The organism is Streptosporangium nanhuense (assembly GCF_059358815.1).
The window spans coordinates 658,620-682,013 of record NZ_JCADBG010000002.1; the positions used below are offsets into that span (position 1 = coordinate 658,620).

A 23,394-nucleotide genomic window follows, 5' to 3' on the forward strand; every position below is an offset into this window, starting at 1 on the left:
CAGGGCCTACTCCTCGACAACGCATCGGGTCCGCTCGGGCGCCATGAAGATCCCTTGCTGCCGGGCGGGAGGGATCGGCCCGGTCGCGCGCATGCGGACCGAGGACAGCACCATCGCCAGGATCATGCGCATCTCCGCGCGGGCGTACCCGCGCCCCACGCAGGTGCGGGAACCCCCGCCGAATGCGCCCCACACGTAGGGGTCGACGGAGGCGTCCACGAACCGCTCGGGCCGGAACAGCGACGGGTCGGGGTAGTGGTCCGGATCGCGCTGCAGCAGGTATGCGCAGTGGACCAGGAACGTCCCCGGCGGCAGCTCGTAGTCGTCGATCCGCATCGGCGAGACGACCATGCGCACCCCGTTGAGCGCCGAGACCGGGTGCAGCCGCAGCGCCTCCATGAGCGTGGCGTCGAGGTAGTCGAGCCCGCGGAAGTCCTGGGCGTGTACCGGGCGGGAGCGGAAGCGGTCGCCGAGCTCGCGGCCCAGCTCCTCGCGGACCCGGTCGTCGTCGAGCACGTGCAGGAACGTCCAGGACAGGGTGTTGGCCGTGGTGGAGAAACCGGTGTACAGCAGGCTGAACACCTCGTCCCGTACCACCTCGTCGGTCAGGGAGCCGTCGCCCTCGGCGGCGTGGCGCAGCAGGGCGGCGAAGACGTCGTCCACGCCCGCCTGCGCGCAGCGGTCCAGGTGGCCGGGCAGGCGCTCGTCGACGAAGGCGCGGACGGCCCGGTCGGCCTCCAGGATCTCCTCGCGCCCGCACTCGGCGTTCTCCATGGGGAGCAGCATCGCCGCGAGGGCGGCCTTGTCCCCGGCGTCCATCCCCCCGCAGACCACCTCGACGATGATGTCGCTCGTCAGTGCCTGCAACGCGGTGAACAGGTCGAACGGCACCCCTCGCGGCCAGCGCGCCACGTGCGCGTCGACCGCGTTCGCGGTGATCGCGGCGTAGTCGCGGCTGCCGCTGAAGGCGGGGTGCAGCTGGGCGCGGCGCCTGCGGTGCATGGTGCCGTCGATGTAGCCGACGGACTCCTCCTCGGTGCCGAAGAACACCTTGTTGGCCAGGGCGCCGCTGGTGCGGTCGTCCGAGCCGTACATCACCTTGAGCTGGTCAGGCCGGGTCAGGAACACCCAGTCGTCGCTGTGCTCGACCGCGGTGAGGTCCTCGTTGCCCAGCGCGCCCAGGCGCAGGGTGAACATGTCGCCGTAACGCCGGGCCGCCCGCTCGACGCACCCGAAGGGATCCCGTTCGAACGCGGCGAGCTGCTCGACGACCGGCCCGTCGGGGCCTGGGGGAAGCTGTCGTACGGGGGTGGTGGTCAACATCGTCCTCTTACTCCTCTCCGAGCCTGCGCAGGGCCCAGCGGACGTCCTCGACGAACTGGTCGATGACCCCCGCGTCGGTCTGGTGGTGCATGATGCACGCGCGGATCACATGTCCTTCGTGCGGCAGCTCCGAGGTGGCCACGTAGATGTTGCCCCGGGAGCAGATCAGCTCGCAGGCCCGCTCGGTGAGCCGGGCGGCCTCTGCTGCGTCGTCGGCGTCGTCGGCACGCACCCTGAACGCCACGGTGGGCAGGTGCGGCTCTCCCCGCGAGACGATGTCGATCCCGTCCACCCCGGCCAGCCGCGTGGCCAGGTCCTCGGCGAGGTCGAGCTTGTCGTCGAGGCAGCGCTCGAAGGCGTTGATGCCGTGCATCTTGATCGGCAGCCACGCGGTCAGGCCGCGGAACTCGCGGGTCAGCTCGGGGCCGTAGTCCATGAAGTCGGGGCGGTCGTCGTCCTGCGACAGCTCCGGGATGTAGGCCGCGTCGGGGATGGCGAACGCCTGCTTGAGCGTGCTCTTGTCCCTCACCAGCAACGCGGAGCTGCCGTGCGGCAGGAACAGCGACTTGTGGGCGTCGACCGCGATCGAGTCGGCGTCCTCGATGCCGTCCAGCAGCACCCGCCCGCGCCGGGTCAGGCGGAAGAAACCGCCGAAGCAGGCGTCGACGTGGAACCAGACGCCGTACTCGCGGCACAGCGCGGCGACGGCGCGCAGGTCGTCCACGGCGCCGGTGTTCGTGGTGCCCGCGGTGGCCACGACGCAGGCGGGCGGCGTGCCGTAGCGCAGGTCCCGCTCGATCATCTCGCGCAGCGCGGCGAGGTCCATGCGGTACGCGCCGTCGGTGGGCACGGACCGGTGTCCCCCGGCGCCGATGCCCGCCAGCCGTTCCGCCTTGGCCACCGAGAAGTGTCCCTGCTCGGAGACGTACACGGCCGCCCGGTGGTGCTGGTGCTCGGGGAGGCGTTCCAGCGCGCACCGCAGCGCCATGAAGTTCGCGATCGACCCGCCCGTGGTCAGGTAGCCGAACGAGCCCTCGCCGTACCCCATCAGCGAGCAGAACCAGTCGATGACGTTGGCCTCCAGCCGGGCGAAACCCGGCGCGGCCGCCCAGGCGCCCGCGAACCGGTTGAGGCTGCGGGCCACGAACTCGCCGACGGCCCCCTGGAACAGCCCGCCCGAGGGCACGTGGGCCATGAACCCGGGGTGGGGGTGCATCATCCCGTCGGGGAGCGCGGAGTCGAAGATCTCGTCGAGCAGGGTGGCGACGGCCGTGCCGGTGCGCGGGGCCCGCTGCTCGGCCCGCGGCGGCTCAGCGGCGGCGACCCGGTACCAGGCGGGGTGGTTGCCCTTGCTCAGGTCCTCGTGGAAGTCCATGAGACGGGACGTCACGACGTCGAGCAGTTCCTTCTGCTGCGCCGGGTCCAGGTGCAGATCCGTCCCCGCCGCGCCGTGTCCCGCCGCGGGTCGCTGTTCCGCCGCGGGTCGCTGTCTCGCTGCGGGTCGCTGTTCCGCTGCGGGTCGCCGCTCCGTTCGCGGAGCGGGGACGAGGTGGCCGATCTCCACCGGCCGCCGCCCGTTCGACCGGCCGGAGACGGGGATGGAGCCGGGGATGGAGCCGGGGTCCGGGGCGGGGCCGGCCTCGGCGTGGTCGAGCGCCTCCGCGTACGCCGCGATGATCAGTTCCACCTCGTCGGCGGGATCGTGGCGCGAGCACAGCTCGTCGAGCACCGCCCGGTGCCGCTCGTGGCGGGCCACCGCGTCCTGGTAGGGAGTGTCGGTGAACGCCACGGCGTGGTAGAGCGGCACGTACAGCCCGGGATGCCGCAGGTGCAGCTCCTTCTCCAGTTTCTTGCGGGTCTGGAACGCGACGTCCCCGCTGCGGTCCTTGAGCTCCGAGGCCATCGCGAGCGACAGGTCGGCGATGGTGTCGCCCGCGGGCCTGCGCCACTCGGTGTAGGCGGGCAGCGTGGCGGCGAGCGCGGCCGCGGCGTCGTGCCCGTTCCCGGTCCCGTTCCCGTTCCCGGTCCCGTTCTCGGTACCGGTCTCGGCGAGGTTGCGGTCGAAGAGGGCGAAGAAGGTCCGTACGTCCTCGAAGCTGCAGTTGATGCCCTGGCCGAAGAACGGCACCAGGGTGTGCGCCGAGTCGCCGATGAGCACGGTCCGGCCATGGTGGTAGGGGTCGCAGCGTACGGTCTTCAGCGGCGCGGGCGACCACTGCAGCACGTCCTCGGCGTAGGAGGAGGCCAGGTCCACCACGTCGGGGAAGTGCTCCTCGAACAACGCGCGCACGTCCCGCGGCGTGCGCACCCGGTCCCACCCGAGCCGCTCGCCGCCCTCGCCGTCGTCCCCGCCGACCATCGGCATCCACAGGCCCGCGGTGTACGAGCCGTCCACGTTCGGCTGGGCCAGCAACATGAACTCGCCGCGGGGCCAGATGTGCAGCCCGTGCCGGGGGTTGCGCGGGCTCTCGGGGTCACGCGCCGCGTCCAGCAGCGCGTGGCCGCCGTCGGCGAGAGCGGGTATGCGGATCTCCACGAAGCCGTCGGCGACGTAGTCCTGGGAGATCCGCATCTGCGCCCCGCGCCGGAACATCTCGTGGCGGACGATGCTGTTCGCGCCGTCACAGCCGACCAGCAGGTCCGCGCTCGTCCGCACGATCCCCGCCCCGCCGTCCACGAACGTCGCCGACCCCGACGCGGGCTCGACGCCGATGCACTCGAACCCGAAGTTCAGCCGCGCCCCGGCCTTCTCGGCCTCGTCGAGCAGCATCTCGTGCAGCAGGCCCCGCGGGATCGACAACAGGTGGTGCAGGTCGGGGTCGGTGCCGTAGGGCTGGCGGGACGTCGTCCCGTCCACATGGTGGATGACCCGCTGCGGCAGCACGACCCCGTTGCGATAGAGCATGTCCACGATGTGGCCGTCCAAAGAGGTCAGCCCACGTCTGGTCAGGGTCAGGTTGAAGGAGTGCCCTCGGGCTCCGGTGGCCAGGCGCACGTCCGAACCGCGCTCGTAGAGACTCACCTCGAATGATCGTTTCCGCAGTTCGATCGCCACCAGACAAGCGACCGGTCCGGCGCCGACGATCGTCACCCGCACATCCCGGGCTGCCAGCATCGCGTCTCCTCCCTGTTCGATGGAGTCCTGTCAAAGCCTGAGACCGACGCTATGAGCGGCATCTCTCGCCGCCCTCTCGCCTTACTCTCCGTACCGGCGCGGAGCGGAACGAGAGACGGGCGAGAGCACGACGGGGTAAGCCGGTCCCACGACGAGGCTCGGGGCCCGTCGCGAAGCCCCGGATGTCCGTCCCGCGGCGCGAGCCCTCCGAAACGGCTCGACTCCCGGGGCCGTCCGTACGGAGAGCGGTGGCGGGTGAGGCGGCGGTGTTCACCGGGCGGGGACCGGCGGGCGTGCGCCGGGACGCCGTCGTGGACGAGGGCTCGACGACGGCTCGACGGGGGATCGCGAAAATATGGGGGCATCGCCCCCATGTCGCGGATCGTGGTGATCGCCATACTTGACGGCTGTGAACCCCGCGAGCCCGTCCGCCGTCGTGCCGCCCCGAGCTCGGGCGGCGGCGCGCCCCTCTGACCGGGCCGCCGCTCACGACGCGGCTCGTCCCGCCGTCCCCGCCGCTCCCGCCGCTCCCGCCGCTCCCGGTGCTCCCGGTGCTCCCGGTGCTCCCGAGGTGGGGCGTCCCGTCGCCGGGACCGGGGCGCCGGGGGCCGTCGTGGACGTCACGGGCGCTCCGGCGGGGCGGGACGCGACGCTGTCGGATGTGACGCTGTCGGACGCGGTGCGTCCGCTCGTACGGCAGGCGGTGGAGCGGCTGGTCGCCGGCGCGCCACGACCGGAGGGCGGGCTCGTGTCCGCCTCGGTCCGGGAGCGGTTCGCGGCGGACCTGACGGCCCGGCTCACGCGGATCGCCTCCCGGGTCCTGGTGTTCGAGCTGAACGCGCGGCGGGTGCGAGGGGAGCTGTCCGGGACCACGCCGGCCGAGCGGTTCGCCGGCTTCGTAGGCAGGGTGGGCGGTGACGAGGGGCTCGCCGGGCTGCTGGGGGACTACCCCGTCCTCGACCGCCTGCTGCGCCAGGCCGCCGACCAGGCGGTGGAGGCGGGGCTGGAACTCCTGACGCGCTTCGCGGCGGACCGCGAGCACCTGCGGGAGCTGCTGGGGGACGAGCCCGGGGACCTGGTGGAGTTCTCCGCGGCCGGTGACAGCCATCTCGGGGGGCGTGCCGTCACCGTGGTGACCCTGGCCGGCGGCGCGAAGGTCGTCTACCGGCCGCGGCCGGTCCAGGCGTACCCGCACTTCGCCGAGGTGCTCGGCTGGCTCAACGGACGGCTCCCCGGTCTCGGCCTGCGCGTCCCGCGCGCGGTGCCGATGGAGGGCTACGGCTGGACCGAGTTCGTGCCCGCCGGGCCGTGCGCGGACGCGGCCGAGGTGGAGCGGTTCTACACGCGCGCCGGTGCGCTGCTCGCCCTGCTGTACGCGCTGAACGCCATCGACGTGCACTACGAGAACCTCGTCGCCCGCGGGGGGCAGCCGGTGCTGGTCGACGTCGAGACGCTGTTCCACGCGGCGCTGCCCGCGGAGGCGTCCGCCGACCCGGCGCTGCGCGCACTGCGGGACTCCGTCCAGCGCACCGCGCTGCTGCCGAGGATGCTGGTCGGCGAGCAGGGCGCGCTGGACGTCTCCGGCCTGGGCGGGGACAAGGACGGGGCGTACCCGTTCCTGTCCGCCCGGTGGGAGGGGGCCGGGACGGACACCATGCGGCTGGTGCGCGGTGTCACCCGTTTCGCCGGGGCGGCCAACCGCCCCACGCTGGACGGGGTGGACGCCGACCCGGCCGACCACGTTCCGAGCCTGCTGGCCGGTTTCCGGCGCGCCTACGACGCCATCGCGGCGGGGCGCGACGAGCTGCTGCGCGGGCCGCTGGCGCGGTTCGGCGGGGCCGAGGTCCGCGTGCTGCTGCGGCCCACCCGCTTCTACGGCGAGCTGCTGGCCGAGTCGACGCATCCGGACGTGATGCGCTCCGCCGCCGACCGGGACGAGGTGTTCGACCTGCTGGACGCCGTGTCGGCGGGCGACCCCGCGCGGTCGGCCGCGGTGCCGTCCGAGCGGGCCGACCTGTGGGCGGGGGACATCCCGTACTTCGGCGCGTCCCCCGGCGAGCGGGAGATCCGCGACAGCGGGGGCAGGGCGCTGCCGTGGCGCCCGCAGGAGAGCGGGCTGGACCTCGTGGCCGCGAAGCTGGCCCGGCTGGGCACCGCCGACCGGGAGAACCAGGAGTGGATCATCCAGGCGTCGATGGCCGCCCGGGTGACGGGCGGGCGGCACGCGCCCGGCGAGCCGTCCGAGGCGCCGCTGCCGGCCACGGTGCCCCATCCGGCGGCGCTCGTGGCCGCCGCGCGGGGCATCGCGGACCGCCTGTGCGCGACCGCGCACCGCGACGGCCGTACCGTCAACTGGCTGGGCCTGGAGCCGTTGGAGGACGGCCGGTGGACGATCATGCCGCTGGGCGCCGGGTTGGCCGGCGGGTACCTCGGTGTCGCGCTGTTCCTGGCGCAGGCGAGCCGCGCCACCGGCATCTCCCGCTACATGGACTTCGCCCGGATGGCGGTACGGCCCCTGCCGGGGCTGCTGGAGCGGATCGCCGCGCACGAGGCCCTGCTGCGGGCCGTGGGCTGCGGGGGATTCGGCGGCCTCGGCGGCATCGCGTACGGCCTGTCGCGGCTCGGTGTCCTGCTCGGCGACGCCGAGGTGGCGAGCTGGGTGGAGCCCGCGGTGGAGGCGGCCGGCGCGGCGGTCACCGACGAGGCGCCGCTGGACGTCCACGACGGCCTGGCCGGGTGCCTGGCCGCGATGCTCGCCGTCCGGCACGACACGGGGTCGGCCGCGGCGGGCCGCGTGGCGGCGGCGTGCGCGGAACGCCTGGCGGACGCGGCCCCCCCGGCGGATCTGCCGCCCGGTTTCGCCTTCGGCGCCGCGGGCATGGGGTGGGCGCTGCTCCGGCGGGGGCCGAGCGTGGAGGGCGCCCGCCTGCTCACCCGCGCCGCCGCGCGGGTGGCGGGGGAGGACACCTGGTGCCACGGCCGGGCGGGAGTGCGCCTGGCCCTGGCCGACGCTGCCTTTCCGAGTGCTGCCTTTCCGGATGCCGCCTTCCCAGACGCTGCCTTCCCGAGTGCTGCCTTTCCAGGTGCTGCCTTTCCGGGGGATGACACCGTCCTCCCGGGTGACCCGGCGGCGTCCCCGGTCTCCGACGTCCCGCTGGGGGGACACGGCCTGTGCCACGGCGAGGCGGGGCGTCTGGAGACGCTGAGCGCCCTCGCCCGGCGAGGCGACCCCGCGGCACGGCGGTCACTGCACCGCCACACCGGCAGGCTGCTGGCCTCGCTGGACACCTACGGGGCGCGGTGCGGTACTCCCCGCCACGCGTCGACCCCGGGCCTGCTGGACGGCCTGGCCGGTATCGGCCACGGCCTGCTCAGGCTGGCCCTTCCCGAGATGACACCGTCGGTACTGCTGTTGCGGCCGACTGATGAAGGAGAGATCCGTGGACTCTGAGAACCGTTCGACCGCCGGGGAGCAGGGCGCGCCGTGGCAGGACCGGCTGGGGAACCCGGCCGGATCGATCATGGTCAGGCTGGCCGGGGTGTCCCCGGTGACCCGCGCGCTGGTACTGGCCGGCCTGACGGCGGGGACGACGATCGCCTTCGGCTCGCCGGACACCGCGGCGCACGCGGTGCTGGCCGTGGGCGGGGACGACCCCGTCAACCCCATCTCCATGAGCAATCCCTAAATAGCATTTTTCGTGACATGGCGGCAGTTAACCTGTCGTCATGTCATTTATCTCCCCCATTCTGGTCGGACGTGAAAGGGAAATCGAGCAGCTCGAACGGCGCCTGACCGCCGCGCGAGACGGCCGGGGTGGCGCGGTCTTCCTGCTCGGCGATCCCGGAATAGGCAAATCCCGCCTTTCCACGGAATGCGCGTACCAGGCGTTCGACACGGGGATGACCGCGTTACGGGGACGGGGCGGAGGTGTCAGCGCGGACATTCCCTTCAAACCGTTGTGCGAGGCGCTGCTCTCCTACACCAGGACCAAGGAACCGCCGGACGATCCGGCTCTGATGCCCTACCTGCCGGCGCTCACCAAGCTGGTCCCGGAGTGGCGCGGGGCGGGGGTCACCGACCATCTGGAGTCGGTGATGGTGCTGGCCGAGGCGGTCCTGCGGCTGCTGGCCGTCATCGGGCGCGACGGTGGCTGCCTGCTCCTCCTGGAGGACCTGCACGAGGCGGACGCCGACACGCTCGCGGTCGTCGAGTACCTGGCCGACAACCTCGCCGGGGTGCCCGCCCTCCTGCTCGCCAACATGCGCAGCCACGCCGGGCCGGCCCGGTCCGTCGCCGAGGCCTGCGCCCAGCGGCGGACCGCGGCCCTCGTCGAGCTCGCGCCCCTGCCGCCGGAGCAGCTCGCCCGGCTGACCGCCGCCTGCCTGGAGGTCCCGCCCGACGACCTGCCCCGGCAGCTTCTCACCCGCCTGGAACGTGACACGGCGGGCGTCCCGTTCGTCGTCGAGGAACTGCTCGCCGCGATGGCCGACGTCGGCGCCCTGGAACGCGACGGGCGGCGGTGGCGGCTGAACGGCGACCCCGCGATCGACGTGCCGACCACGCTGGTGCGCAGCATCACGCTGCGCGCCGCCCAGCTGAGTCCCTCCGCCCAGGAGTTGCTGCACGCGGCGGCGGTCTTCGGCTCCCGCTTCCCGATCCCGGTGATCCAGGAGGCCACCGGCCTGGCCGAGCGCGAGGTCATGGAGTTCCTGCGCGCCGGGGCGGGGGCGCGGCTCATCACGCCGGACGACTCCGCCGGCGACTGGTACGCCTTCCGGCACGCGCTGATGGCCGAGGCCCTGCGCTCCTCGCTGATCCCCGCCGAGCGGGCGTCGATCGCGCGCCGCGCCGCCGACGCGCTGGAGCGCCTGCACCCCGGGCTGCCCGGCGAGTGGTGCCAGATCGCGGCCACCCTGCGCCTGACCGCCGGGGACACCCTCGGCGCGGCCGGCCTGCTCGCCGACGCGGGCCGCCGCCTGCTGGACGACGGCGCCGCCGACCTGGCCGTCACGCTGCTCGAACGCGCCTACGCCATGCTCGGCCCCGCCCCCGCCGACCTGCGGACGCGCGTCCTGCAGGGGTTGTTGCACGCGCTGACCGAGAGCGGGCAGGCCGACCGCGCCTTCGCCCTCGCCAAGGACCTCCCGATCGGCGGCGACCCGGCGATGACCATCGCGCACGAGATGGACCTGCGCACCAAGCTGGCCTGGGTCGCCGCCGAGATCGGCGAGACCGCCGACGGCCTGGCGCACGTCGCGGCGCTCCGCAGGCTCCTCCAGGTCGACCCGGACGAGGCCCGTACGGCGGCCATCGACGTGATCGAGGCCCAGCTCATCGTCCCCGACCACGGGGTGCTCCAGCAGAGCCCCCAGCGGATGGCCGCCGCCGAGGCCCTCGTGCGGCGGGCCGTGGAGGTGGCCGAACGCGTCCCGCTCCCCGAGGTGGCCTGCCAGGCGTGGGAGCGGATGGCGATGTTCTCCCGGACACGCGGGTTCGACGAGCCCGACCGGTGCCTGACGCGGGTGGCGTCCATCGCCGACGCCCACGGCCTGAGGCTGTGGAAGCTGCGGGCGACGCTGCGCCTGGCCGCCAACCACGCCCTGCGCACCGGCGAGCGGGAGCCGCTGGAGGAGGCCGACAGGGCGGCGGCACGGGCGGGCGCGATCAGCCTGGTCCACACCGCCCGGGCGTCCCTGGTGATGACGGGAGTGCTGCGCGGCGAGTACGGCGACGCCCACGAGCTCGCCGTCCCGTGCGTGGAGTCCACCATCCGGCTCGGCCACACCGCCTACACCCAGTACCTCCTGCTCGCCCAGGCCACGCTCGCGGCCCACCAGGCCAGGCGCGCCGACATGGAGGGCGCGCTGGAGCGGTTTCGCGCGTGGGGCGGCGAGAGCAGCCTGCACATGCCGGTGGTCTACGGCCTGTGCCAGGCGATGTGCGCGCTGCTGGAGGAGGACCGCGACCTCTGCGGCGAGATGCTGACCAGGGCACGGGAGTGGGAGGACGACAACCCCACCATCTACTACCTCACCGGCAGGTACGGCCTCGGCGTGCTCATGGAGGCGCTCGCCGGCCGGGCGGGCGCCGCCGAGTGCGACGCCGCGGAGAACACCTCGGCCGCCGAACTGGCCTGGAACCGCACCTTCCTCCACCTGGCCAGGGCCGTGCTGCTGGGCCGCCAGGGTGACCCCGAGGGCGCGCTCGCCGCGTTCGGCAGGGCCGCCGAGGCCGTCCGGCCCTTCCCCCTCGCCCACCACCTGGGGTTGCGGCTGGTCGCCGAGGCCGCCCTGGCGGACGGCTGGGGCGAGCCGCTGGTCTGGCTGCGCACCGCCGAGGAGTACTTCCACCGGGCGGGCGTCCCCGCGGTCACCGGGGCCTGCCGGGCGATGCTGCGCGGGGCCGGCGCGGCCGTGGCGCAGCGCCGTACCGGACGGGAACAGGTGCCGAGCGGGCTGCGCGCCCAGGGCGTCAGCGTCCGGGAGTACCAGGTGCTCGCGCTGCTCGCCGAGCGGCGCGGCAACGTCGACATCGGCAAGCGGCTGTTCATCTCACCCCGCACCGTGGAGAAACACGTCGCGAGCCTGCTGCAGAAAACGGGCCTGCCCGACCGGGCCGCCATGTACGAGCACGCGGCCGAGCTGATGCGCCCCACCTGAGACGGCCCTCCATGACGCCTTGACGTGCGAGCACGCGGCCGAATCGACGGGCCACGGCCCCGCCTGAGGTGGCCGGCGCCCCCATGACCTCCGGTGGGTCCGCGCGAATATGGGGGCGGCGCCCGCATGTGGCCGGCGCCGCGCGTCGGCAGAGTGCCAGCCATGAGCGGAGACGAAATCACCCCGGGGGCGGCGCCCGAGCTCGGCGCGGCGTGGTGGGCGGGCGGGCTGACGCTGGCCGAGCGGCTGGACCGGACCGGCGGAGGCATCCCCGCCGGCCGGTCACCCGAGTCGGCGGGCGAGACCGCGCGCTGGCGGCTGCGGGAGTGGCGGAACGCTCACGGGCTGCTGGAGAGCGGGCAGTTCGACCGCCGGCTGGCCGCGGCCGGGCTGACCCTCGACGAGCTGGCCGCGCTGCTGGACGAGGAGCCCGCCGCCCTGGCCGCCCGTACCGCCCGGCCGGACTGGGCCGTCCAGGCGGCCGAATCGATCGCCGCGGCGCGCGCGGCGTCCGCAGTGTCTGTGGCGTCCACAGCTTCCACAGCTTCCACAGCTTCCGCCGAGGCCGCCGAGGCCGCCGAGGCCGCCGAGACCGTCGCCCGCGCGGACGGGATGCCCGCGGGGGAGGGGTTCGCGGCGATCGTGGCGCCGTTCGCCGAGGGCGCGCTGCGGCGCCTGGGCGACGCGCTGGACGCGTGCGGCCCGGCCGTCCGGGCGGACGTCCTGCTCACCGCCTGGGGCCCCGAGCTCCGGCAGCGGCTCGCGGCGCCGGCGTCGCGGACGCTGGTGCTGGAGCTCAACGTCATGCGCGTCTCGGGGCGGCTCGAAGGGACGACGCCCGAGGAGCGGTTCGCGGACTTCGTCCGATGGTTCGGGCGCCCCGAGGCGCTCGTCGCGCTGTGCGAGGAGTACCCGGTGCTGGCCCGGATGCTGGCCCAGACGGCCGACCGGTTCGCGGCCGGCCGGAGCGAGATGCTCGCCCGCTACGCCGAGGACCGTCCCGGCATCGTGCGGACGCTGCTGGGCGGCGTCGATCCCGGCCCGCTGACGGAGGTCGAGGGCGGCGGCGACACCCACCAGGGCGGCCGTGCGGTGAGTGTCCTGACCTTCGAAAGCGGCGCGCGGGTGGTCTACAAGCCGCGCCCGCAGGCCGTTCACCGGCACTTCAACGACGCCCTGGCCTGGCTCGACGAGCGCGTCGAGGACCTGGACCTCACCCGCCTGGCCGTGCTGGACCGCGGTCCGTACGGCTGGGTGGAGTTCGCGCCCCACCTGCCGTGCCGGGACCGGGAGGAGGTCGCCCGCTACTACCACAGGCTCGGCGCGCTGCTCGCGCTGCTGCACGCCCTCGACGGCGCCGACTTCCACTGCGAGAACCTGATCGCCTGTGGCGACCAGCCAGTGCTGGTCGACCTGGAGGCCCTGCTGCACCCGCTGGTGCCCGGGGCGGGGATCGAACGCCTCATGGACGACCCGGCGGCGCTGGCCCTGGAGTCGTCGGTGAGCCGCAGCGGCCTGCTGCCCGAGCTGATGGTGGGCGAGAGCGGCGTGATCGACCTGTCCGGCATGGGCGGCGACAAGGACGCCGTGATGCCGATGAAGACGCCGACCTGGGCCGGGCAGGGCACCGACGAGATGCGGCTGGTCCGCGAGAACCTGGTCTTTCCCGGGGTGCGCAACCGCCCGCGCCTGGGTGAGGACGCGGCCGACCCCGCCGACCCCGCCGACCACCTCGACGACCTGCTGGCCGGGTTCGGCCGCGGCTACGAGGCCATCGTGGCCGACGCCCCCGCCCTGGTCCGGCTGCTGACCGTGTTCTCCGGCGACGAGGTCCGCGTCGTGCCGCGGGCGACCCGCACGTACGGCAAGCTGATGATGGAGTCCACCCATCCGGACGTGCTCCGCCACGGCCTCGACCGCGACCGCGTGCTGGACTACCTCTGGGCGATCACCCGCGGCGATCGCACCCGTGAGCGGCTGATCGCCCACGAGGCGGAGGACCTCTGGGCGGGCGACATCCCGATCTTCACCACCCGGCCCGGCAGCCGCGACCTGTGGACCTCCGGCGGCGTCCGGATCCCGGACGTCCTGCCCGAGCCCAGCCTGAGCCGCGCCGTCCGCAAGGTCCTCCACATGGGCCGGGACGACCGCGCCCGCCAGGAATGGATCATCCGGGCGTCCATGGTCACCCGGGACCGCTCCGGGCTCGCCGCCCTGGCCGCCGGCACGACGCCCCCCACCCCCGCTCCCGCCCTCGCACCCACCCCTGCTCCCGCCCCCACCCCCGCACCCGCCCCCACCTCCGCTTCCCCGGCCGTCCCGCCGGACGAGGCCCGGCTGATCGCCGCCGCCCGTGACGTCGCCGACCTCGTCGACCGCCTCGCCTGCCTCTCCGGACCCGGGGGGCGCGTCAACTGGCTCGGGCTGGAGCTGGTCGAGGACAGGTACTGGAGGTCGCAGCCGCTGAGCTGGGACCTGTACGGCGGCTACCCCGGCGTGGCGCTGTTCCTGGCGCAGTGCGCCGCCGTCACCGGCGAGGAGCGGTACGCCGACCTGGCCCGGCGCGCGGTCGTCCCGCTCGCGAGGCTGGCCGACGACCCGCCGGAGGAGGGCGTCATGGGCGCCTTCACCGGCCTCGGCGGGGTCGCGTACACCCTGACCCACCTGGCCGTCCTGCTGGACGACCCGGTGCTGGCGCGGCCGGTCGAGGACCTGGTCGAGGCGTGCGCGAAGGCGGCCGGCCAGGACGAGGCGCTGGACGTCGTCGTCGGCGGCGCCGGGACCCTCGCCACGATGCTCGCGATCCACCGGGCCACCGGGTCACCCGCGGCCTGGCGCACCGCGGAGGCGTGCGCGGAACGCCTGCTGGCCACCGCGGTCCCCACCGGTGCCGGAGTGGCCTGGCACACGCCCATGAGCGACGACCGGCCGCTGACCGGCTTCTCCCACGGCGCCGGCGGCATCGGCTGGGCGCTGCGCCGCCACGCCGAGGCGGGCGGCGACCCGCGCGCCCGTGACACCGCCCTGGCCGCCTTCGCCTACGAGAGCGAGCACTACCGGCCGGACCTGCGGGGCTGGCCCGACTACCGGCGGGGACAGGGCGGCGACGACATGCTCCACGCCTGGTGCCACGGAGCACCCGGCATCGGCCTGTCGCGCGTCGGCGGCCCGGCGTCCGAGCACCTCGACCAGCACCTCGACCAGGACCTCGGCCGCGCGCTCGACCGGCACCTCGACCGAGACCTAGACCGGGACCTAGGCCGCGCGCTCGCCGCCGAGCGGGCGCGCGGGCCGATGGCCAACCACAGCCTCTGCCACGGCGAGCTGGGCAACCTCGAACTGCTCGTCCAGCTGCGCCACCGGCCGGAGGCGGCGGAACTGCTGGCGGCCCGCACCGACCACCTCCTCGACGACCTGGCCCGCCGCGGCCCCCGCTGCGGCGTGCCCGGCGCCGCCCCCACCCCCGGCCTGATGAACGGGCTGGCCGGCATCGGGTACGGCCTGCTCCGGCTCGCCAGGCCCGAATCCGTCCCGTCCGTGCTGCTGCTCGACGCGCCCGTCGGGGGTGAGCGCTGATGGGCAGGGTCCCGCTGCGACACCAGCTCACCTCCACCGAATGCGCCGCGGCCTGCCTGGCCATGATCGCCAGCTTCCACGGCAGGGACACCCGGGTCGCCGAATGCCGGGAGATGCTCGGCATCGGACGCGACGGCGTGTCCGCCGCCCACCTGATCGCCGCCGCCCCCCGCATGGGCCTGCACGCGCGCAGCGAGCGGACGGAGCGCCTCGGGCCCGTCGACCGGCCGGTCATCGCCTACCTGTCCGACCACCACTTCGTCGTCGTGGAGAAGGTCACCGCGCGGCGCGTCCGCCTGGCGGACCCGGCCGGCGGACGCCAGTGGCAGAGCCTGAGGGACTTCGACCGGCGCTTCGGCGGCGTGCTGATCCACGTCTCGCCCGGCCCCGAGTTCGTCCGGCGGCGCACTCCCATGAGGGAGTGGCTGATGCTGCGCTACCTGCGCGACTTCGTGGCGATGCCCGGCAGCCGGGGCCTGCTCGCCGCCGTGCTGGCCTGCGCGACCGTGCTGAAACTGCTCGCCCTGGTACTGCCGTTCGCCACCCAGCAGGTCGTCGACACCTTCGCCCCCGACCGGCGGACGGACATCCTGCCGCTCTTCGCCGCGGTGGTGCTCGGCACCACCGTCCTGGCCGGGGTGACGACCCTGCTGAGGGAGATGGCGGTGCTCGCCCTGCGCGTCCGCGCCGAGGCGACGCTGGGACGCCGGCTCATCCGCCACATGCTGCGGCTGCCGCTGTCGTTCTTCATCCAGCGCCGCAGGGGAGACCTGCTCGCCAGGCTCGGCAGCGTCTCCACCACGCGCGAGACCGTCACGCAACGGCTGCTGATCCTCGTGCTGGACGCCGCGCTCCTGGTGGGCTACCTGATCGGCCTGGCCGTTCTCGCCCCCGGCTACGTGCCCGTCGTCCTCGCCCTGGGCGCCGCCCACGTGCTGCTGGTGGTACGCGTCTCCTCCCGGGTCGCGGCCGTCTACCAGCGGGAGCTGTCGGCCAAGGCCGAGGAGCAGAGCTACCTCACCGAGACCCTGGAGGCCGTGGTCCCGGTCAAGGCCAACGGCGTCGAGGGGCGGGCCGAGCAGCACTGGGCGGGGCTGTTCGACACCTATCGCGGAGCCCTGGTCGCCCGCGGCCGGATCACCGCCGGCCTGGAGTCCTTCCACCAGGCCCTCACCGTCGCCGCCCCGCTGCTCCTGCTGCTGACCGGGCTCGGGCTCGTCCTGAACGGCGGCATGACGATCGGCACCGCGCTCGCCGCCAGCACCGTCGCCCTCGCCGTGCTCGCCCCCCTCCAGGGGCTGGCCAGCGCGGGCCAGAGCTACCCGATGCTGCGCAGCCAGATCGAGCGGGTCTACGACATCGTCGACGCGGACGAGGAACCCACCGGTCCCGTACGCCTGCCCGCGCACACCGCCAGCGGCATCGAGGTCGAGGAGCTGGTCTTCCACTACCAGGCCGACGCCCCGCCGGTGCTCAGGGACCTCACCTTCACCGTCCCGCCCGGCACCAAGCTCGGCATCGTCGGCCGTACCGGCTCCGGCAAGAGCACCATCGCCCTGCTGCTCCTCGGCCTGCTGCGCCCCACCACCGGCACGGTACGCCACGACGGGCACGAGCTGGACGACCTCGACGTCCACGACCTGCGCTCCCGCTGCGGGGCCGTCCTGCAGGACCTCAACCTGTTCAACGGCACGATCATGGACAACCTCACCCTCGGCCGCGAGAACGCCACCGAGGAGGAGGTGGTGCGCGCCGCCCGCGTCGCCGGACTGCACGACGACGTGAAGGCCATGCCCATGGGGTACGGCACCCTCGTCGGCGAGGCCGGAGCCGCGCTCTCGGCCGGGCAGCGCCAGCGGGTCGCCCTGGCCCGCGCCCTCGTCCACAAGCCTCGCCTGCTCATCCTGGACGAGGCCACCAGCCACCTCGACCCCGAGACCGAACGCCGCGTCGACGCGGCGCTGTCCGGGCTGGAGGTCACGCGGATCGTCATCTCACACCGGCTGAGCGCGATCCGCGACGCCCACCGGATCCTCGTGCTCGACCGCGGCCGCATCGTCGAGCGGGGCACGCACGAGGACCTCGTCGCACGAGAGGGGACCTACCGAGAGCTGTTCGCGCACGACGCGGCCCCCCGGCAGCGCGCCGGGGCACTGAACGCGTGAGGCGCGCCCGGTCCCGTGGACCGATTCCGACGCACGAAATCCCGACACAGAAGGAGGGCACGTCATGCCCGACAACGAGCTGATCCGTCAGTGGAAGAACCCGCAGGCCCGCGCGGCCGACCTGGCCCACCCGGCCGGGGACATCGCCCTGGACGACGCCCGCGTGGCCGGCGGCCGCGAGCCGCGGACCGAGTACGCCATCTCCTACGGCTGCTGCCCCACCGGCTTCTGGTGCGGCGGCGGCTTCTGATCCGCTCCACCGAGGGCCCCAGGCCCACCTCCGCGCCGGTCCGGCCGGAGCCTTCCGAAGTACCGAATCCCACAAAGGAGTCATGAGATGTCCGACAACGAGCTCGTCCGTCAGTGGAAGAACCCGCAGGCCCGCACCGCCGACCTGGCCCACCCGGCCGGGGACATCACCCTGGACGACGCCCGCGTGTCCGGCGGACGCCCGCCGGTGACCGAGTTCTTCTTCTCCCTGGGCTGCTGCCCGACCGGCCTCTTCTGCTGATCCCGGCGGCCCACACCAAGGAGTCATGAGATGTCCGACAACGAGCTGATCCGTCAGTGGAAGGACCCGCAGTCCCGTACCGCCGACCTGGCCCACCCGGCCGGCGAGATCAGCCTGGACGAGCTGATCGGCGGCCGCGAGCCCGCCACCGAGGGGATCGCCTCCTGGGGCTGCTGCCCCACCGGCCGCTACTGCTGACCCGCGGCCGCGTGACCGGAGAGGCGTGAGATGTCCGACGATGAGCTGATCCGTCAGTGGAAGAACCCCCGGGTGCGCACCGAGGGGATCATGCACCCCGCCGGCGAGATCGACCTCGGCGAGCACCTCGCGCGCGTCATCGGTGGCATGCGACAGGAGACCTGGCCCCCGGTGATCTCGCACAAGTGCTGCACCGTGGACCTCTGCTAGGTGGACCTCTCCAGGAGGACCTCTGCCAGGAGGCCCGGAGCATCCGGCCCCGGGCCGTGACCGAGGTTCGCGACGGACCGCCGGACACGGCCACCAGGGGTCGTCAAGGGCGGCCGGTCCGGTCCCCGTGCCGGACCGGCCGCCGCGTCCCACGCACCACGAAATTCCGACCAAGGAGACATGTGATGTCCGACAACGAGCTGATCCGTCAGTGGAAGAACCCGCAGTCCCGTACCGCCGACCTGGCCCACCCGGCCGGTGAGATCAGCCTGGACGAGCTGGTCGGCGGCCGCGAGCCGCGGACGGAGCACTTCATCAGCATCGGCTGCTGCGCCACCAGCACGCTCGCCTGCCCGGTCTAGTCCCGCCCGGCGGCCGGACCGGGCGGTAGCGGCCGGACGCGAGCGAGACAGACCTCCCGGCCACGGCCGGAAACGACTGACAGTGACGAGCGACGCCCGGGTCTCGAATGCGAGACCCGGGCGTCGCTGTTCATCCGCGGGATATGCGCCGCTGCCGTGCGGATGCCGAGCTTTCGAGATGGGGCGCTGCCAATCGGTCTGGGGAATTTATCCCTGTATGGTCCGGCGATAATCGGGGGTGGCGGCATCCGCCGGACAAAGGCCGCGGGCGTGCGTTTATGTAGCGATGCCGTGCATCTGGCTCCGGTGGTGGAGTTTCCGGCCACACCGGGTTACACTTATTTCAGATATCGCTTGAGGTGGAGGTGACCATGCCCCGCACCGGTGTTCTGGCCAGTGCGACACGTGTCGAGGCAGATAGCGGTGACCGTAAGCTGCTTGCTCACCTGGAGGCGACTGCGGCCGCCACGAAGGCGTCGCTGGTGCTGCGAGGACCCGACGGTACTGACATCGAGCTGCCCCAGTCGCTGGTGAGCCTCCTGGTGGCGGCGGCGCACGACCTCGCGAAGGGCAACGCGGTCCTCGCCATGCCGGTAGAGACTCGGCTGACTCCGAACGAGGTCGCCGAACTTCTGGGGCTGTCCCGTCCCTTCGTCGCACGTCTGCTCGACGAGGGTGAGATCCCCTCTCAGTATCTGCCGGACAGCCGTCATCGTCTGGTGCGCCTCGCGGATGTTCTGGAGTTCCAGGCTCGTCGCGAACAGCGCGCGGAAGGTCGTCGCAGGATCATGGATGTCGTCGAAGAAGCGGATTTGCCCTACTGACCTCCCGGGAGTATGCCGATGGTGCGGGTCTTCGTTGACACCAATGTGCTGTTCCCGTTCTCGCTGATGGACCTGATGCTCGCTCTGACCGAGGACGCGGTGCACACCGTGATCTGGAGCGATCACCTGCTGGAGGAATGGGAGCGCGTCATCGTGCGCGAGCAGCATCGCTCCGCGTCGGCGGCGGCCCGCATCAGCGCGGCAATCCGGGAGTTCTTCGACGACACCCGTGTGCCCGAGGACGACTACAAGCACCTGCTGGACCGGTTGGTCGGTCCTGACCCCGACGATTGTCACCACATGGCGGCCGCTATCGCCGGCCGCGCCCAGACCCTGGTCACCTGGAATCTCACCGACTTCCCCGCCGCGACCTTGAGTTCCTACGGGCTGACCGTCACCGATCCTGACACCTATCTGTGCTCGCTGCTGGCGCAGAGCCCTCACGAGGTGGTCGCGGCCCTGGTCAGGATGGCGGCGGGCAAGCGGCGCCCGCCCATGACCGAAGTGGACATCACCCATGCGCTGGAGCGCGCAGGGGTGCCCGTGTTCGCCCGGAGGGCGCGCAACCACCTGCCCGCCGTACCCGAAGAGCTTTGATTCGAGACGTTCAGGCGGTGGCGATCCGACGGGTCACCGAGAGCGCTGCGCATGGAACGACGCCGACGCCCGGGTCTCCGATCCGAGACCCGGGCATCGTTTTCGCCGTGAGGCGGTCACCCCTCCGGGGATGTCACCCCATGTGCGGGTAGCGGTGGTCGACCGGAGGCACGAAGGTCTCCTTGATGGTCCTGGCGCTCACCCAGCGGGTCAGGTTGAGGATCGACCCGGCCTTGTCGTTGGTCCCCGACGCGCGGCCCCCGCCGAAGGGCTGCTGGCCGACGACCGCGCCGGTCGGCTTGTCGTTGACGTAGAAGTTGCCCGCCGCGAAGCGCAGCCGCTCCGACGCCGAGGCGATCGCGTAGCGGTCCTGGGCGATGATCGAGCCGGTCAGCGCGTACGGCGAGACGCTCTCCATCTGGTCCAGCACCGTGTCGAAGTCCGCGTCGTCGTAGACGTGCACGCCGAGGATCGGCCCGAAGTACTCCTTGACGAAGATCTCGTCGGTGGGGTCGGCCGACTCCAGGATGGTCGGCCGCACGAAGTAGCCGGTCGAGTCGTCGTACGAGCCGGTCAGCACGTTGATCGAGTCGAGCGAGCGGGCCCGGTCGATCGCGGCCCTGTTCTTGGCGAACGCCCGCTCGTCGATGACCGCGCCCATGAAGGTCGACAGGTCCGCGGCCACGTCCCCGACGGTGAGCGACTCGGCGGTGCCCACGAGCTCGTCGCGGATCACCGACCAGACCGAGCGCGGCACGTACGCGCGGGAGGCGGCCGAGCACTTCTGCCCCTGGTACTCGAACGCGCCGCGGACCAGCGCGGTGGTGAGCACGGCCGGGTCGGCCGAGGGGTGGGCCAGCACGAAGTCCTTGCCGCCGGTCTCGCCGACCAGGCGCGGGTAGGACCGGTAGGAGGCGATGTTGGCCCCGACCGTGGACCACAGGTGCTGGAAGGTCGGCGTGGAGCCGGTGAAGTGGATGGCCGCCAGCTCCGGGTGCGTCGTCGCGACCTCGGAGACGCCCGCGCCGTTGCCGGTCACCATGTTGATGACGCCCGGCGGCAGCCCCGCCTCCTCCAGCAGGCGCATGGTGAAGTGCGCGGAGAACTGCTGGGTGGGGGAGGGCTTCCAGACGACGACGTTGCCCATCAGGGCCGGCGCCGACGGCAGGTTCGCGGCGATGGCGGTGAAGTTGAACGGCGTGATCGCCAGGACGAAGCCCTCCAGCGGCCGGTACTCCATCCGGTTCCACACGCCGGGCGAGGAGACCGGCTGGTCGCTGAGCAGCCGGCGCGCGAAGTCGACGTTGAAGCGCAGGAAGTCGATCAGCTCACAGGCGGCGTCGATCTCCGCCTGCTGCGCGGACTTGGACTGGCCCAGGATCGTCGCGCCGTTCAGCGTCTGCCGGTACGGGCCGGACAGCAGGTCGGCGGCCCGCAGGAAGATCGCGGCCCGCTCGTCGAACGACAGGGCGCGCCACGCGGGCGCCGCCGCCAGCGCGGCGTCGATCGCCGAGCGCACGTCGTCGGCGGTCGCGTCCGCCGTGCGGCCCAGCACCGAGGCGTGGTTGTGCGGCTGGACCACCTCGATCGAGGCGCCGCCGCCCATCCGCTGCTCGCCGCCGATCGTCATCGTCAGGTCCAGCTGGGCCCCGGCCAGCTCCTTGACGCGGTTCTCCAGCGCCGTACGCTCGGCGCTGCCGGGCGCGTACCCGAGCGCCGGCTCGTTGAACGGGGCGGGAACGGTGGAGATGGCATCCATCACTTGCCTCCAAGGGCACGAAGAAAGAAGGCGACGTTCGCCGGGCGCTCGGCCAGCCGGCGCATGAAGTAGCCGTACCAGTCGTCCCCGTACGGGATGTAGACGCGCACGGTGTGACCCGCCCCCGCCAGGGCCTGCTGCTTGTCGGCCCTGATCCCGTAGAGCATCTGGTACTCGTACTCGCCCCGGGACCTGGCGAACCGGTCGGCGAGCGTCTCGGTGATCGCGATCAGCCGGTCGTCGTGCGTCGCCACCATCGGGTAGCCCGCGCCCGACATGAGGATGCGCAGGCAGCGCACGTAGGCCTTGTCGACGTCGTTCTTGTTCTGGTGCGCCACCGAGGCGGGCTCGGCGTAGGCGCCCTTGACCAGGCGCACCCGAGACCCCTCGTACGCCAGGTCGCGGCAGTCGGCCTCGGTGCGGAAGAGGTAGGACTGCACGGCGACCCCGGTGGAGGGGAAGTCCGCGCGCAGCGCCCGCAGGATCGCGAGCGTGGAGTCGACCGTGGTGTGGTCCTCCATGTCGAGGGTCACGTTCGCCCCGGCGGCGCGGGCCGCCTCGCTGATCTGCCGCGCGTTCTCCAGGGCGATCTTGTCGCCGTCGGCGCCGAGCGCCTGGCCGACCGCGGAGAGCTTCACCGACACCTCGGCCCGGTCGCCGAGCCCCAGCCCGCTCAGCGCGCCCAGCAGTGTGGCGTACGCCTTGGCCGTCTGGGCGGCGGCGGCGGAGTCTCTCGTCTCCTCGCCCAGATGGTCGACGGTGACGGCGAGCCCGGAGGCGGCGAGCCCGCGGATCGCCTCGACCGCCTCCTGGGGCGTCTCGCCCGCGACGAAGCGATCGACGACCTTGCGTGTCAGCGGCACGCCGGAGACCGCGCGCCGCACCAGCGGCAACCGGGATGCGCCGAGAAGGAGAGAACCGACCATGTGTCCACCCTAAATCCCCTGCTCGACCGGCATCATGTGCATCTGCCACGATCAACGGGCGAGGGCTTCATACATATGTACGACAATGGTGAGGTGCTGCAGGAGACGGTAGACGAGATCGCCGCCAGGCTGGGCGCCTCGGCCACCCTGGAGGACCGGGCCTTCCAGCTCCTGGCCTACGCCGCGCAGAGCGGCGACATCGACGTGGTGCGCCAGGAGTCGATCCTGCGGCGCCGCGCGACGGACCAGGTGCGCGCCTACTTCGAGGGGTACGGCATCGCCGGGGCCCGCGGCCCGGTCCGCATCCCCGCCGACGCCGACCTGGGCGTGCTCGCGCGGGTGTGCGTGCCGCTGCGGCACCACGAGGTGACCTACGGCTACCTGTGGCTCCTCGACGACGGCACGCTCGGCGACGACGCCCTCGCCTCGGTCGGCGACCTGGTGTCCCGGGCCGCCACCGCCCTGGCCCAGGAGGCCCGCAGCCGCCAGGACCTGGGCGCGAACCTGCGGGAGCTGTTCTCCTCCGACGCCGAGGAACGCTCCCGGGCGCTGTCGCGGCTGGACGACGTGAGCGGCCCGGTGACGGCGATCGCCGCCCGCACCTCCTCCGACCGGGTCGCCGCACTCTGGACGCTCCCGCGCGCCGCGCTCGCCGACCCCGCCTTCCCGGTGCGCGGCGAGCCGCTGGTCGCCCTCCTGGTCCCGGCGGGCCAGGCGGGGGAGCTGGCCGACCGGATCCAGGGCATGTACGGGACGGTGGTGGGCGTCGGCGCCCCCAGGGAGGAGCCCGCGCAGGCCTGGCGCAGCTGGCGGGAGGCCGTGCACGCGCTCGGCGTCGCGGGCAGGGTGCCCGCGCTGGCCCCCGTCGCCACCTGGCCGGGGCTGGGCGTCTACCGGCTGCTCGCCCGGATGTCCCCTGCGGGGCTGCGGGAGCTGGCGGAGGAGGTCGCCGGGCTGGCCGAGGACCCGGAGCTGGCCAGGACCGTGGAGAGTTACCTCGACCGTGCCGGTCACGTCCAGGAGACCGCCGGCGCGCTCGGCGTGCACCGCCAGACGCTCTACTACCGGCTGGCCAAGGCGGAACGGCTCACCGGCAGGGACCTGGCCGACGGCGAGGAGCGCCTGCTGGTCCACCTCGCCCTCAAGGCCGCCCACCTGCTCTGAGTCG

General features: G+C 73.2%; 17 protein-coding genes. 13 read left to right on the top strand and 4 right to left on the bottom strand.

All coding sequences use genetic code 11. The annotated features are described in order from the left end of the window. Positions 1 to 6: 6 nt before the first annotated feature. Complete coding sequence (locus AC5L38_RS07665) at positions 7 to 1,323, bottom strand: cytochrome P450 (protein ID WP_495242033.1); 1,317 nt, start codon at positions 1,321 to 1,323, stop codon at positions 7 to 9. 7 nt (positions 1,324 to 1,330) lie between these two features. Then, a complete protein-coding gene (locus tag AC5L38_RS07670; RefSeq protein ID WP_495242034.1) occupies positions 1,331 to 4,438 on the bottom strand; it encodes an aminotransferase class V-fold PLP-dependent enzyme in 3,108 nt (1,035 codons plus the stop codon). Positions 4,439 to 5,009: 571 nt separating this feature from the next. Between AC5L38_RS07670 and AC5L38_RS07675 the strand changes: the two genes are divergently transcribed. The 12 genes from AC5L38_RS07675 to AC5L38_RS07730 all read left to right on the top strand — a co-directional run bounded on the left by AC5L38_RS07675 (position 5,010) and on the right by AC5L38_RS07730 (position 19,541). Beyond that, positions 5,010 to 7,889: a type 2 lanthipeptide synthetase LanM family protein gene (locus AC5L38_RS07675; protein ID WP_495242035.1), complete on the top strand. Its 2,880-nt coding sequence runs from the start codon at positions 5,010 to 5,012 to the stop codon at positions 7,887 to 7,889. Then, the gene (locus AC5L38_RS07680; RefSeq protein WP_495242036.1) at positions 7,879 to 8,124 is read left to right on the top strand and encodes a hypothetical protein; all 246 of its coding nucleotides are present in this window, start codon (positions 7,879 to 7,881) and stop codon (positions 8,122 to 8,124) included. Before AC5L38_RS07675 ends, AC5L38_RS07680 begins: the two co-directional genes overlap by 11 nt. A 40-nt stretch (positions 8,125 to 8,164) precedes the next feature. Next, on the top strand, positions 8,165 to 11,098 hold the full coding sequence (locus AC5L38_RS07685; protein ID WP_495242037.1) for a helix-turn-helix transcriptional regulator: 2,934 nt from the start codon (positions 8,165 to 8,167) through the stop codon (positions 11,096 to 11,098). Between the two features lie 162 nt (positions 11,099 to 11,260). After that, positions 11,261 to 14,674 (top strand): type 2 lanthipeptide synthetase LanM family protein, encoded by a 3,414-nt coding sequence (locus AC5L38_RS07690; protein WP_495242038.1) that lies wholly within the window; start codon positions 11,261 to 11,263, stop codon positions 14,672 to 14,674. Next, positions 14,674 to 16,839 (top strand): peptidase domain-containing ABC transporter, encoded by a 2,166-nt coding sequence (locus AC5L38_RS07695; RefSeq protein WP_495242039.1) that lies wholly within the window; start codon positions 14,674 to 14,676, stop codon positions 16,837 to 16,839. Before AC5L38_RS07690 ends, AC5L38_RS07695 begins: the two co-directional genes overlap by 1 nt. Before the next feature lie 64 nt (positions 16,840 to 16,903). Next, the gene (locus tag AC5L38_RS07700) at positions 16,904 to 17,089 is read left to right on the top strand and encodes a hypothetical protein (protein WP_495242040.1); all 186 of its coding nucleotides are present in this window, start codon (positions 16,904 to 16,906) and stop codon (positions 17,087 to 17,089) included. Between the two features lie 87 nt (positions 17,090 to 17,176). Then, positions 17,177 to 17,350 (top strand): hypothetical protein, encoded by a 174-nt coding sequence (locus AC5L38_RS07705; RefSeq protein WP_495242041.1) that lies wholly within the window; start codon positions 17,177 to 17,179, stop codon positions 17,348 to 17,350. Between the two features lie 30 nt (positions 17,351 to 17,380). Then, positions 17,381 to 17,548 carry a hypothetical protein gene (locus AC5L38_RS07710; RefSeq protein WP_495242042.1) on the top strand — a complete coding sequence of 56 codons (168 nt, stop codon included), beginning with the start codon at positions 17,381 to 17,383 and terminating at the stop codon, positions 17,546 to 17,548. Between the two features lie 30 nt (positions 17,549 to 17,578). Beyond that, complete coding sequence (locus tag AC5L38_RS07715; protein WP_495242043.1) at positions 17,579 to 17,758, top strand: hypothetical protein; 180 nt, start codon at positions 17,579 to 17,581, stop codon at positions 17,756 to 17,758. Between the two features lie 185 nt (positions 17,759 to 17,943). Beyond that, the gene (locus AC5L38_RS07720; RefSeq protein WP_495242044.1) at positions 17,944 to 18,120 is read left to right on the top strand and encodes a hypothetical protein; all 177 of its coding nucleotides are present in this window, start codon (positions 17,944 to 17,946) and stop codon (positions 18,118 to 18,120) included. 371 nt (positions 18,121 to 18,491) lie between these two features. After that, on the top strand, positions 18,492 to 18,944 hold the full coding sequence (locus AC5L38_RS07725) for a helix-turn-helix domain-containing protein (RefSeq protein WP_495242045.1): 453 nt from the start codon (positions 18,492 to 18,494) through the stop codon (positions 18,942 to 18,944). Between the two features lie 18 nt (positions 18,945 to 18,962). Next, positions 18,963 to 19,541 carry a PIN domain-containing protein gene (locus AC5L38_RS07730; RefSeq protein ID WP_495242046.1) on the top strand — a complete coding sequence of 193 codons (579 nt, stop codon included), beginning with the start codon at positions 18,963 to 18,965 and terminating at the stop codon, positions 19,539 to 19,541. A gap of 133 nt (positions 19,542 to 19,674) precedes the next feature. Here the strand turns inward: AC5L38_RS07730 and pruA are convergent, their stop codons facing one another. Continuing rightward, complete coding sequence (pruA, locus tag AC5L38_RS07735) at positions 19,675 to 21,300, bottom strand: L-glutamate gamma-semialdehyde dehydrogenase (RefSeq protein ID WP_495242047.1); 1,626 nt, start codon at positions 21,298 to 21,300, stop codon at positions 19,675 to 19,677. After that, complete coding sequence (locus AC5L38_RS07740) at positions 21,300 to 22,226, bottom strand: proline dehydrogenase family protein (RefSeq protein WP_495242048.1); 927 nt, start codon at positions 22,224 to 22,226, stop codon at positions 21,300 to 21,302. Before AC5L38_RS07740 ends, pruA begins: the two co-directional genes overlap by 1 nt. Positions 22,227 to 22,319: 93 nt before the next feature. Between AC5L38_RS07740 and AC5L38_RS07745 the strand changes: the two genes are divergently transcribed. Then, entirely contained in the window at positions 22,320 to 23,390 is a 1,071-nt protein-coding gene (locus AC5L38_RS07745) for a PucR family transcriptional regulator (RefSeq protein ID WP_495242049.1), read from the top strand. Positions 23,391 to 23,394: the final 4 nt, after the last annotated feature.

What these genes read in the sequence shown, in the direction of transcription:
- AC5L38_RS07665 (WP_495242033.1), bottom strand. Translation starts at nt 1,323, where the DNA reads ATGTTGACCACCACCCCCGTACGACAGCTTCCCCCAGGCCCCGACGGG.
- AC5L38_RS07670 (WP_495242034.1), bottom strand. Translation starts at nt 4,438, where the DNA reads ATGCTGGCAGCCCGGGATGTGCGGGTGACGATCGTCGGCGCCGGACCG.
- AC5L38_RS07685 (WP_495242037.1), top strand. Translation starts at nt 8,165, where the DNA reads ATGTCATTTATCTCCCCCATTCTGGTCGGACGTGAAAGGGAAATCGAG.
- AC5L38_RS07690 (WP_495242038.1), top strand. Translation starts at nt 11,261, where the DNA reads ATGAGCGGAGACGAAATCACCCCGGGGGCGGCGCCCGAGCTCGGCGCG.
- AC5L38_RS07695 (WP_495242039.1), top strand. Translation starts at nt 14,674, where the DNA reads ATGGGCAGGGTCCCGCTGCGACACCAGCTCACCTCCACCGAATGCGCC.
- AC5L38_RS07700 (WP_495242040.1), top strand. Translation starts at nt 16,904, where the DNA reads ATGCCCGACAACGAGCTGATCCGTCAGTGGAAGAACCCGCAGGCCCGC.
- AC5L38_RS07705 (WP_495242041.1), top strand. Translation starts at nt 17,177, where the DNA reads ATGTCCGACAACGAGCTCGTCCGTCAGTGGAAGAACCCGCAGGCCCGC.
- AC5L38_RS07710 (WP_495242042.1), top strand. Translation starts at nt 17,381, where the DNA reads ATGTCCGACAACGAGCTGATCCGTCAGTGGAAGGACCCGCAGTCCCGT.
- AC5L38_RS07715 (WP_495242043.1), top strand. Translation starts at nt 17,579, where the DNA reads ATGTCCGACGATGAGCTGATCCGTCAGTGGAAGAACCCCCGGGTGCGC.
- AC5L38_RS07720 (WP_495242044.1), top strand. Translation starts at nt 17,944, where the DNA reads ATGTCCGACAACGAGCTGATCCGTCAGTGGAAGAACCCGCAGTCCCGT.
- AC5L38_RS07725 (WP_495242045.1), top strand. Translation starts at nt 18,492, where the DNA reads ATGCCCCGCACCGGTGTTCTGGCCAGTGCGACACGTGTCGAGGCAGAT.
- AC5L38_RS07730 (WP_495242046.1), top strand. Translation starts at nt 18,963, where the DNA reads ATGGTGCGGGTCTTCGTTGACACCAATGTGCTGTTCCCGTTCTCGCTG.
- pruA (WP_495242047.1), bottom strand. Translation starts at nt 21,300, where the DNA reads ATGGATGCCATCTCCACCGTTCCCGCCCCGTTCAACGAGCCGGCGCTC.
- AC5L38_RS07740 (WP_495242048.1), bottom strand. Translation starts at nt 22,226, where the DNA reads ATGGTCGGTTCTCTCCTTCTCGGCGCATCCCGGTTGCCGCTGGTGCGG.